7 protein-coding genes are annotated in these 12,337 nt (G+C 35.6%); 3 read left to right on the forward strand and 4 right to left on the reverse strand.

What is annotated here, in order from left to right; translation table 11 throughout:
• Position 1: 1 nt before the first annotated feature.
• Entirely contained in the window at positions 2-3,625 is a 3,624-nt protein-coding gene (locus FLACHUCJ7_RS17830) for a DUF4450 domain-containing protein (RefSeq protein ID WP_180909857.1), read from the reverse strand.
• Between the two features lie 224 nt (positions 3,626-3,849).
• On the opposite strand from FLACHUCJ7_RS17830, the gene FLACHUCJ7_RS17835 reads away from it, so the two are divergent.
• From FLACHUCJ7_RS17835 to FLACHUCJ7_RS17845, 3 genes are all read left to right on the forward strand, one after another.
• Positions 3,850-5,190 carry a rhamnogalacturonan acetylesterase gene (locus FLACHUCJ7_RS17835; RefSeq protein ID WP_180909858.1) on the forward strand — a complete coding sequence of 447 codons (1,341 nt, stop codon included), beginning with the start codon at positions 3,850-3,852 and terminating at the stop codon, positions 5,188-5,190.
• Positions 5,191-5,212: 22 nt separating this feature from the next.
• Complete coding sequence (locus FLACHUCJ7_RS17840) at positions 5,213-8,068, forward strand: glycoside hydrolase family 2 TIM barrel-domain containing protein (RefSeq protein ID WP_180909859.1); 2,856 nt, start codon at positions 5,213-5,215, stop codon at positions 8,066-8,068.
• Positions 8,069-8,288: 220 nt separating this feature from the next.
• Positions 8,289-9,794, forward strand: a complete 1,506-nt coding sequence (locus FLACHUCJ7_RS17845) for a rhamnogalacturonan acetylesterase (RefSeq protein ID WP_180909860.1) — start codon at positions 8,289-8,291, stop codon at positions 9,792-9,794.
• A gap of 147 nt (positions 9,795-9,941) precedes the next feature.
• Here FLACHUCJ7_RS17845 and FLACHUCJ7_RS17850 read toward each other — a convergent pair whose 3' ends face one another.
• The 3 genes from FLACHUCJ7_RS17850 to FLACHUCJ7_RS17860 form a co-directional block, all read right to left on the reverse strand.
• Entirely contained in the window at positions 9,942-10,118 is a 177-nt protein-coding gene (locus FLACHUCJ7_RS17850; RefSeq protein ID WP_078228205.1) for a histone H1, read from the reverse strand.
• A gap of 295 nt (positions 10,119-10,413) precedes the next feature.
• Entirely contained in the window at positions 10,414-10,812 is a 399-nt protein-coding gene (locus tag FLACHUCJ7_RS17855) for a hypothetical protein (protein ID WP_180909861.1), read from the reverse strand.
• A 151-nt stretch (positions 10,813-10,963) separates the two neighbouring features.
• Complete coding sequence (locus tag FLACHUCJ7_RS17860; RefSeq protein ID WP_230408860.1) at positions 10,964-12,331, reverse strand: sulfatase-like hydrolase/transferase; 1,368 nt, start codon at positions 12,329-12,331, stop codon at positions 10,964-10,966.
• Positions 12,332-12,337: the final 6 nt, after the last annotated feature.

Consider the following 12,337-nt stretch of genomic DNA (forward strand, 5'->3'; position numbering starts at 1 on the left):
ATTATCTAATTAAAGTAGCACTCATCAAACCAATTACCACATCATTTGCGATAGTTTTGACTGTCATGTTTTTTAATGTTTTATTCTTATTCAAAGGCAAATCCAAAATGGTTGCAGCTCCGCCATCAATTCCAAAATTTGAATATCCTTTTATACTTTTAAAATCCTTAAATGTTCTTGAAATTTCTCCCGATTTCAAATATACCCTTGGTGGTTTTGGTGCATCGGTTGTAAACGCTAATCCATCCACAAAATAATCCTGCTCGATTGGCCACCAGTTTTCCGGATTTTTCAATTGTAAAATTTCCGAAGTTCCATCTGTATAATTAACCTCGATTTCACCATTAACGATTCGGCTTTGCATTGGATTAGTAGTTCCGGCAACCATAAAATAAATGTGCGATGCTTTTCCGCTTAAAGGAATACTAACGCTTTTTGGAAAATTATCCCACTGCGATGTAAAAATGATGTTTTTCTGATTTCCATCAGAAGGAGTTTTAAAAGAAAAACCATATGGAGTTGAAATTTCTCCGTTTGATTTAGCTTTTCCGCGCAATCCTGAATCGTCAATATTTACCGATACATTCGGGTAACACCAATTCCCTATTCCGTTTGTTGGAAGTTGTAAAGTCACGGTTTGTGGTCTTGGAGATAAATATTTTTGATTGAAAACATCTGTTACTTTCGAATTAAAAAAAGAAGAAAGCGAAACTGTTTCTGTTTTTGTTGCAGCATTAACGGGAATATCCCAGTTCGTAAAAGTGATTTCTTTTATGGAATTTGAATTTGTATGAATCGAAAAATTATTAGTTCCCGGAACTAATTTCTGAAACGGAATTACAACGGTTTCTTTTTGATTGGCATCTAAAACAATCTTTTGCTGATTTCCTTTTTCCGAAGCATCAAAAACTATATTTCCTTCAATTTTGTTCTCCGAATTATTCTTTAGGGTAATCTCTACATTATTATTTTTTAACTGAATAATTTCTGATTCAATTTTAGATTTCAAATCAACTTCAACTGGCTGCCACCATGTTACATCTCCTTGTTTTAACTGAACGAAAAATGTTTTAGACTGGTTTCCGTATGCAATTGCCTCATACGATTTATTTGTTTTCGAAATTTTATTCAAAATAGACTGCGGGTCATAAACTGAAACTATTTCTGCCTTAGTGGTTGTTATGCTAAAAGATTCTCCTGCAGTTAATGAAGCAACAGGTTTTATATCTTCTAAAACATCACCTTTCCAGTTAATTTTTACATCATAATCAGTTTCATACGGCACTTCCACATCAATTTTTGGAGTACCTATACTTTCCGGAATATTTTTCCAGCTAACTGATTTTCCATTAACTGTTATATCCTTAATTCCGTCAAAAGGTGCATTTACAACCAGTTTCAGATTCATTTTTGCTGTAAACTGATTTTTTATGAAATAGGAGTCTGTTTTGTTTTCTCTTTTAAAATCAATTGAAATATCCGGGATATCCAAAGCTGCGTGATTCCATTTTGAAGGAAATCCAGGCTGAATCGTTAAAACCTCCGCCAAAGCATCAGGCTGAATACCGAAAAGTCCTTCTACCAAAGTTCTCGACGCCATTCCAATCGGGTCAGCAAAATCGCGGTACAATTCGCCTCTTATGGCATCCTGATACAAAAGCTGTTCAAAACCACCCGGAGAAGCGCCAAGATACATACTTTCGATCAGCACACTTTCCCACATTTTAAATGCTTTTTCTGAATGTCCTCCCTGCCAGAAAGCCAGCGACGTATGTAATTGTTCTGCCAGCGCCACATTATTGATAGACCACGTATAAGGTTGCCAATTGGTGGTGCTTATCGTGTAAAGATCCGTTTTATCAAGTCCTTCCGCTGAAATCGGGATATGCGGAATCTGCTTGTCCACATAAAGCAGCATCTGATAACTCTCAAACGGATTCGATAATTCGGAATCGATAGTGTGATAAATGCTCCAGACACCGGGAACATCATGCAATAATCTGTTTCCAAGAACATCTTTATATTCTGCAAAAATGCCTTTTTTCGGAATCCAAAGCTGGTCTTTTGAAGCTTTTAGTATTTTATCAGCTTCTTTAACAAAAGGATTTTCATTCTGCTGAATCTTTTTGGCTACTTCAGCCACCGTTTTATTTGCATAAAAATTATAAGCCGAAGAATGTATTACACCGCCACCGCTGTACTGTAAAGCATCGCTCGCCCAAATTGTCGCATAGGCATCATAAAGTCCGTCATTATCCGGATCAAAGTTTCTTTTTTCCCAGTTTAAATGTCTTTGGATCGTTGGCCACATTTCTTTCATAAACGAAGTATCTCCCGTCCATTTAAAATGCCTCAGCATCTGATCGAAAAAAACCAGGTTCATGTCATAATGATGTGCTAGTGTATTTTTATTTGGGTTTCGGCTGATGTAGCCACTACTGAACATTGAGGTTCCTAAGACTTCTTTCTGGCGTGCAAAATTGCGAACCGTATCCCAAACAATGGGACCGTTTTCAGGAGTGGTAACCTGTGAATTGCTGTAACTTGTAAAATGCGCTTTCGCACGGTCATGCCAGCCCAAAGGATCAGCCGTATAAGCACCACGCCACGCGTTCAGATACATACGCCATGCGATAGCACCGTGAAGGTAAGCCGGGCTTTCCCAAATCCCGTCTGCTGCGATGGAAAGTGCTGAACCTAATATATTAATGTAAGGATCCGGCGTTGTAACCTTTACTCTATTCGCCAAAAGAAGCGTTTCCTGAACCGATTTATCATACAATTGCGATAATCCTTTTTGAGAAACATCTGATTTTAAGTCCTCAGTTGCAAACAGCCAGTATAATTCGCTTTTTGAAATGGCACTTTTTCCTGTAACAAGCGTTAGATTTTCAGGACTTGAACTGTATAATTCCAAAGGCGTTTTTTGCCGTTTTGGATTGGCTAATTTTACATCAGAACCCGGAAAATAACCTGTGAGTTTTTTATTGTTACCCGTTTTCTCTTTGTTACTTTCAGAACCATATTCCAGTAAAAAAGACTGTTTTTTTAGGGTGTATTTATTATTCGTACAATATTCAGGCTGTAAATAAAACACCGATTCAGGATCGGCACCAATATCACCGTCACGACTAAACTTTTTACCGGTTGCTCCTCCATAAGCCCAGACCAAATTTACTTTTTTGGATACATTTTCGCCTGATACTTTTACAATAAAACCTTCTTTTTCTTTAAGTGCAACAACTTTTACAATCAGTTTTCCGTTATCTAAAATAGGGTCCTGAATTTCGTATTGCATCGTACCCAATACATATTTTGTATCAATTTTTGAAGCTTCTGTAATCCACTTGCTTTCTTTGTCATTGACCAAGCCCAGTTTAAAGTTTCCTCCCATTCCCGGCATGTACATGGCAAATTCAGGCAAATCTCCTGTCTCAACCCTAAAACCTGTATTAGAACCATAAAGTGCCCTGTTGAATTTTCGGGTACCATTTTTCAAAACAAAACTATTTCCCTCGGGAACATAATGCATTTTACGCTGAGTTTTTTCCTGTCCAATAATTAGAGCAGGACATAGCAGTAGTAAGCCAATGAGTGTGTGAATGGTATTGTTTTTGATTTTCATAAAATTTAATAATTCAAAGGCACATAATCATTATCAAATACCTAATGATTTTGATAATTTAAACGCAATTTCTTCGTTTTTTTATGGTATTGCATCCTGTACCTACCTGATTTTTTTCAATATCATAATTTATATTCTTTCATTTTTTTAACATCATAGTACAGGATACTATATAATAATGGAACCGTTAGTTTTGAAAATACAATAATTTAAATAGAAAAACTTTGATAAACATTAAAACTTCTTTGGGTGCTATTTTTTGTTTTGTTTTACAGTTGAATCTGTTTGCTCTGAACAATAACTCTTCAGATAAGATACTACCACAGAAAAATTCTGAAGGTAAATTGTTTTATTTTGGAAATGCCTTGAAAAACAATGGGATTATTATAAACACTACCTTGGCATACAATACCGAAACAGGCTATGGTTTTGATATGAATTCTGCTTCGAATGCTACAATCAATTCTAATACATTTTCTGCGGTTAAACCAACTTACTTTTCGGTAAAACTTCCAGAAGGAAATTACCAGATTGAAGTCTTTATGGGAAGTTCTGAAAAACAGACCAATGTTACCATAAAAGCCGAATCACGAAGATTGATGCTGGATCAGCTTTCAATTAAAAAAGGTAAACCGGTAACCCAAATTTTTAATGTAAATGTCAGAACTCCAAAAATTGATGACACACAGAATGTTTCATTAAAAGACAGGGAAAAAGATATTTTTAACTGGGACGATAAACTTACATTAGAGTTTTTAGGAGAAGTTGCAATTCAAAGTATAAAAATTACGCCAAAAGACAATTTAACTGTAGTTTATCTTGCCGGAGATTCAACCGTTACGGATCAGGATGTAGAACCATGGGCTTCGTGGGGACAGTTTATAACCAATTATTTTGACAATACAGTTGTGGTTGCCAATTATGCAGTTTCGGGTTCGGCACTGAGTTCTTTTAAAGGAGGAAATCGTTTAAAAAAGATTCTTTCACTAATCAAAAAAGGAGATTATTTATTTGTGGAATTCGGGCATAATGACGAAAAAATAAAAGGTGAAGGAAATGGTGCCTGGGGTTCTTATTCTACTCTTCTAGCCGAGTTTGTTAAGTCTGCCAAAGACAAAGGAGCTATCCCGGTTTTAGTAACACCAACACAAAGACGTGCTTTTAATGAAAATGGAACTTTAAAGGAAACACATGGAGATTTTCCTGCTGCGATGCGAGCTGTTGCTCAAAAAAACAATATTGCCCTTATTGATGTTACCAAAATGACAACAGAATTATATGAAACCTGGGGCGATGAACCTTCCCGAAAAGCTTTTGTACAATATCCTGCGAATACTTTTCCGGGACAGCTAAAAGTTTTGGAAGACAATACGCATTTTAATAGTTTTGGAGCAAATGAAATTGCGCTTTGTGTTTTGAAGGGAATCCGTGAACTTGATATTCCACTAAAAAAGCAAATTCAAAAAGAAGTTCCAAATTACAATCCAAAGAAACCAAATTATATTTCGAACTGGACACTTCCTTTGAGTGACCGATTTGAAATTACTAAACCAGATGGGAACTAAACCATTATAGAAACACCTATTTATGTTACTAAAAAACGCAATCCAAGACCTTACAATTGCTGCCTTAGCTTTATTTTCTTATCAAAATAGCACAGCACAGCAAACCGATAAAGTTTACCTATCCGGAAAAGATTTTGAACATCCTGTACAATGGGATTTCTTTTGCACCGGAGGCAATAATAGTCAAAAATGGTCTAAAATAAATGTTCCATCCCAATGGGAATTAGAAGGTTTTGGCGAATACACGTATGGAAGATGGTACAAAGAACTGAACCAAAAAGAACCAAGCAAGGAAGAAGGTTTATATAAATTTGAATTTGATGTCCCTGCTGATTATAAAGACAAAGAAATTTTAATTGCGTTTGGCGGAGCCATGACCGATACCGAAGTGAAAATCAACGGAAAACTGGCCGGAGCAATTCATCAGGGTGGTTTTTATGAATTTAAATATGATATTACCTCCTTATTAAAATTCGGTTCTAAAAACACTTTAGAAATTCATGTCTGGAAACATTCTGCCAATAAATCAGTAAATGCAGCCGAAAGAAGAGCAGACTGGTGGCTTTTTGGAGGAATTTATCGTCCGGTATGGCTTGAAGTTTCTCCTAAAACACATATTCAACATATTGCAGTAAATCCAAAAATGGACGGCTCGATTACTGTAGATTTAAATCTTAAAAACATTTCTAAAAATGCTTTTTTAGAAGCTACATTGAAAGGTTTAAACGGAGAAAAATTCGAAACTTTTACTTTTCCTGTAAAAGCAAAAAGTACTGCGGCATCAATCGCTGCTCAATGGAAAAACATCAAACCGTGGAATCCGGAAAGTCCAAATTTATATGATCTGGAACTGGTTTTAAAACAAAACGGAGCCATAATTCATAAATACGACAAACGAATTGGTTTCAGAACTTTAGAATTCAAAAAACAAGATGGAATTTATGTCAATGGTACCAAAATCGTGATGAAAGGTATCAACCGTCATTCGTTCTGGCCTGAAGGAGGAAGAAGCACCAGCAAGAGAATCAGTGATCTGGATGTGAAATTATTAAAAGACATGAACATGAATGCTGTTCGCGGACATTATCCTCCTGATGAGCACTTTCTTGACGTTTGTGATTCATTAGGCCTTTTTGTCCTGAATGAATTAGCTGGCTGGCAAAACTCTTATGATACCGAAACCGGAACTAAATTAGTAACCGAAATGGTCGTTCGCGATGTGAATCACCCCTCTGTAATTATCTGGGATAATGGTAACGAAGGTGGCTGGAATTACAACGTTGATAAAGTTTTTGAAGATAATGACCCGCAAAAAAGAATCGTCATTCACCCTTGGGCTGATTTTAACGGCTGGGACACGCACCATTATCCGACTTATTTAACCGGAATGCATCGTTTTAACAATGGCGAAAATGTATTTTTCCCAACCGAATTTATGCACGGAACTTACGATAATGGTCACGGAGCTGCCCTTGAAGATTTCTGGACACGTTATAAACAAAGCCCTTTGTTTGCAGGAGGTTTCATGTGGGCAATGCTGGATGAAGCCGTATTTCGTTCTGACTGGACCGGAGATGCAAAATTCGATTCAAAAGGTTCTTTGGCTGCAGATGGAATTTTAGGACCGCACCGTGAAAAAGAAGGAAGTTACTATACCGTAAAAGAAGTCTGGGCTCCGATTCAGTTTCAGCCAAAACAGGTTACCGCAGATTTTGATGGTGCTTTCTTAATTATAAACGACTATCTTTTCAGTAATCTGAATTCCTGCAAAATGGAATTTAAAGTCCTAAAATCTGACAATAACGTTCTTTACACGAATGGAACTTCGGCAGCAATCAGCTCCGGTAAAATTGAGATTCCGAGTATAGATCCGGGCGAAACACGTAAAATTAAATTCGCTGTTCCGTCTAATTTTGCTGAAGGAGACATTTTATCTATTACGGCTCATGATCAGTTCAATAACGAAATTTACACATGGACATGGCCAATTCATAAAGCAAAATATTATGCTGAAAAATTCTTAGCAGTTCAAAATACAAAAGCAAAAGCTTCTGGTGTAAAAACAGGTAACGAAATCACTTTAAAAGGAAGCGATGTAACGGTAACTTTTGATGCTTTGACAGGAGAAATTTCTTCTGTTAAAAACGGAACTTCAACTATTCAATTAACAAATGGCCCTCGACCGATTGGAATGAAAGCCAAATTAAAAGACATTCAGGTTTCACAGGAAGGTGATAAAGCCGTTTGTACCGTAAATTACACCGGAGGTTTGTCTTCTGTTAAATGGATCATGAAACCTGATGGAAGATTCAAAATGGAATTGATTGCACTGAAAAATGCTTCAGGCGGTGAAGGTTTTGACGGTGCTTTTTTTGAAGATAAAATCAGCGCATTCGGAATTACTTTTAGTTTTCCGGAAAAAGAAGTTACCGGAATGAAGTGGTTTGGAAGAGGTCCTTACCATGTCTGGAAAAACAGAATCAAAGGAACTACTTACGGTATCTGGGAGAAAGATTATAACACAACTATAACGGGCGAAAGTTTTGAAAATCTGGTTTATCCTGAGTTTAAAGGTTATCATGCTAATTTATTGGGTGCAAACTTAAAAGCGGGTGCATCATCATTTAAAGTTTTCAGTGAATCTGATAATTTATTTTTGAGATTATTCACACCAGATTTGCCTAAAAATGCTTTTTCCGGAAGTTATCCACAGCCAACATTCCCGGAAGGAGATATTTCATTTATGTATGAAATTCCGGCTATGAGAGATTTTAAACCTTTAGAACATCAGGGACCAGAAAGTCAGGCGACCAATATCAGAATTAAAAGTGGTGATGACGGAATCAAAATGAATTTATGGTTTGATTTTAGAAATTAAAAAATTTGTTTCAGGTTTTGTTTTGTTTCAGGTTTCAGGTTTTGCTCTTAGCTATAATTTATGTTCATAGTTTTGTCATTCTGAGGAACGAAGAATCCCCGCGACAATTAGCCATAACGATTTTCAATCTTTGTAGAGTTACTTACGAAGATTCTTCGTTCCTCAGAATGACAAACTGGACAGAATTACACAATTCACAATTTACAATTCACAATTAATTATGAAATCGATTAAAATAACTGCAATACTGTTTTTAGGTTTATTATTTTTCAATTTTACGCCAAAACAAAACAATAAACCGACAGTTTACACCGTGGGAGACTCTACCGTAAAAAACGGAAGAGGTGACGGATCCGGCGGGCTTTGGGGCTGGGGAGATTATATTGGACAGTTTTTGGATAATACAAAAGTCAATATTGAAAATCATGCTTTGGGCGGTACCAGCAGCAGGACTTTTCAGGATAAAGGTTTGTGGACAGCGGTTTTGAATAAACTTAAAAAAGGTGATTACGTGCTGATTCAGTTTGGACATAACGATGACGGTCCACTAAATGACACACTCCGGGCAAGGGGAACCATCAAAGGAATTGGATCAGAAACCCAGGAAATCGACAACATGATTACTAAAAAGCATGAAACAGTTCATACTTACGGCTGGTACATTCAGAAAGTAGTTCAGGAAGCAAAATCAAAAGGCGCTATTCCGATTATTTGTTCCCCTATTCCACGAAATGACTGGAAGGAAGGAAAAGTACCACGCAACGACAAATCATACGGATTATGGGCTAAACAAATTTCAGAAAAGGAAAAAGTAACTTTTATCAATCTGAATGAAAAAATGGCTGTTGAAATGGAAAAGTTAGGCGAACAAAAAGTAACCGGAACTTATTTCTATAAAAAAGACCATACACATCCCTCTGCAAAAGGAGCTGTATTGGCGGCTTCATTAATTGTCAATGAACTGAAAGCAAGCAAAAACTCCCTAAAAAAATATATTTTAAAAGATCCGAAAATTGTACTTCCGGCGAAGAAAAAAGTCTTTCTAATTGGCGATTCAACGATGGCAAACAATGGCGATAATCCCAATGCTGTCGGCTGGGGAGTTGCATTTCCAAAATATTGCGATACCACCAGAATTGAAGTGGTCAATAAAGCCAGAGGAGGAAGAAGTACACGTACTTATACCAAAGAAGGTTTGTGGGATGAAGTTAAGAATCAATTGAAACCAGGTGATTTTGTAATGATTCAGTTTGGTCATAATGATGCCGGAGCGGTTGATAAAGAAAAATTTAGAGGTTCATTAAAAGGTAATGGAGATGAAACTCAGATTGTCGTTCGTGACAGCATAACAGAAACCGTTCATACTTTTGGCTGGTACATGCAAAAGTTCATAAGGGAAAGCAAAGAAAAAGGCGCTATTCCGATTGTTTTAAGTCAGACGCCAAGAAACGAATGGCCAAACGACAAAGTAGAACGCAGAACCGATACTTATGGAAACTGGTCGAAAATTGCTGCCGAAAGAGAAAAAGCATTTTATATTGACCTGAACGAAATTGTAGCCCAAAAATACGAAGCTCTAGGCAAAGAAAAAGTAAAACCGTTTTTTCCGAAAGATCATACGCACACAGGAGCTGGAGGGGCTGCTTTTAATGCACTTACAGTAGCTGAAAGTCTTAAAAAAATAAAAGACTGCGGACTGAGGGAGTATATTGAAATTCCGAAGTAAGTTGTATGGAATCTGTAAAATGTTAGATGTAAAATGTTTTATGAAATTTAAGAATATAAATTACGTGAACGGGGAATTTGCAGTTTTTCACTTTTCACTTTTAATGCATAAAAAAAACCTCGTTTAAATTAAACGAGGTTTTTAGTATTATTTTTTTGATTCTTCGATAGAAACTTTTCTGAACTCTTTTAAAAGTTTTTCAATCTCTAAAGATGATTTACGTGCTCTTGCTCCTGCTGCTTTAACACCTTTTTCAGATAATGATTCAGATTCTGTTTTGAATGTTTCAAGTTCGGCGTTGATTTTTACTAATAAATCTTTCATGATAATTATGTATTAAATTAGGTCGCAAAAATAAAAGTTTGCTTTATAGTTAACGTAAGTTTAGTGTTAAAATTATCCCTATTTTTCCTGTTACTGTTAATATTTAATAAAACCATTCACATTACCACTAATTATCAATAGTTTATAAAAATAATATTTTCAAAATTTTATTTACAATAACGTTTGGCAGCCCCAAATCTCATGTCTTTGTCATTTAAATTTGGCTTTTTGTCTACAGAAGCACATATACCATTCATTAGGTTAGCGATGATTTAAAGCTATCAGATATTCAATTTTATAATTTACAAACTTCTGTTGCAATAATATCCATAAAAGACCCTGGATAGATTTTTTCATGTTTTATTTTTACATCATCTGATTTTTCGACTTTACCATTAAGATCATATGAGATTACTTTAATCAGATTATAGGTTCTAGCTGTACAATTCAATTCAACTAACATCAATTCACGATTCCCACCAAAAAATATCTCCTTTAATTGAATGTTTTTAACTGGTCGTACCGGAATTATATGACTTATCCAAAACCTTAAACATTCACCATCTTTTTCCTGCGATGTAATGTATATTTTTGCTCCATCATTGTCGTTAGCAATATATTTGAAGTCTTTGTCTGATTGAGAAAAACAATTTACAGCTAAAAGAAATAAGAGAATAATAAAAAGTTTTTTCATAAAAAATTTTGGTTAGTATATGAAAGTTTCTGTCGTCATAACTTTTGTCATAGACACTGTGCAGGTCTGAGTTAATTTCTTCATTAAATAATATTTTTCGAAAAACAACTACTAACTTAAAAAATAAATTATGAATCCTCTGATAATGGATTTATTTTAATTTGTCATAATTCACTTTTTTAGCATCCTTTTTAAACTGATTTTCAAGTGCTATTTTCATTTCTTCGGCTACCGATTTATTTTCTGAAATAAGGTTATTCTTTTCCTGAGGATCTTTTTCAATATTATAAAGCTCGAAATCTGCAGAAGTATTCACGTGCCTGGTCCGGATTATTTTCCATGGCTTTTTAATTAAGGATTCCTGTAAATGACCTCTAACATAAATTTCCTGATCAGAAATTGATTTATTTTCTAAAACTGCCGTCCAGGCATTTTTCCCTTCAATACTTTTTGGAAGATTATGATCTCCTGCTAATGACAAAATAGTTGGTAATAAATCTATTACCGAAATATAATTTTCATTCTTATATTTCTTCAAATGATCTTTCCAATAAAATATACAGGGAACTCGTATTGCCCCTTCATAATTTGATGTTTTCCAGTCCCTGAGCGGTGTATTATCTCCGAGAACAGTATTTGATGGATGATTTCCATTATATTCGTTTTTAGAGTCCCAATCCTGCATAGCACCGTTATCGCTCATAAAAATAACCAGCGTGTTTTTATCCAGTTTTTGCTGTTTAAGCTTCTCAAGCAATATTCCAACACTATTGTCGAGGTGACTCATAGCCGCCGCATAATCCCTGCGCGAACTGTCTTTTATGGAATTCATATAAGGATCTTTCCATTTCTGTTCTTCCTGTAAAGGAAAATGCGGTGCACTATAAGCTACTTCTAAAAAGAAACTTTTCTTTGGATCTCTTATTTCCGAAATCCATTTGACAGCTTCATTGGTAAGCAAGTCTGTAACATGCCCTTCCTCTTCAATAAATTCACCATTTCGATACCAGCTTTTATCGCCATTTTTATACAAATGCGTATACTGATCTAATTGTCCGTGTAGGAAACCATATGAATAATCAAATCCATACGCTTTTGGTCCACTGCTCGGCTGCAACCCAAGATGCCATTTACCTATAAGTGCTGTCTGATAGTTATTTTTATACAATAGCTTTGGCAATGTTGGAATTGAATCCGGGAGTTTCAACTGACTTTTATCGCTAATCGGAGCTACGATTCCCATACGACTCGCCGGTTTTCCCGTAAACAAACTCGCCCTTGAAGGAGAACAGGTTGGATTGACATAAAACCGATCCATTTCTACCCCGTTTCTAGCTAAAAAATCAATATTTGGCGTTTTGATTATCGAACCGTGGTACCCGACATCATTCCATCCGGCATCATCAGCTATTATCAAAATGATATTCGGTTTTTCTGATGAACTCATTTCATTTTCCTGACTATATAAAATTGAAAAACAAAACGATAACAGTACTAACAATTGATTTTTTGTATTCATATTTTT

The organism is Flavobacterium salmonis, from assembly GCF_903819435.1.
In the GTDB taxonomy this organism is placed as follows: Bacteria; Bacteroidota; Bacteroidia; order Flavobacteriales; family Flavobacteriaceae; genus Flavobacterium; species Flavobacterium chungangense.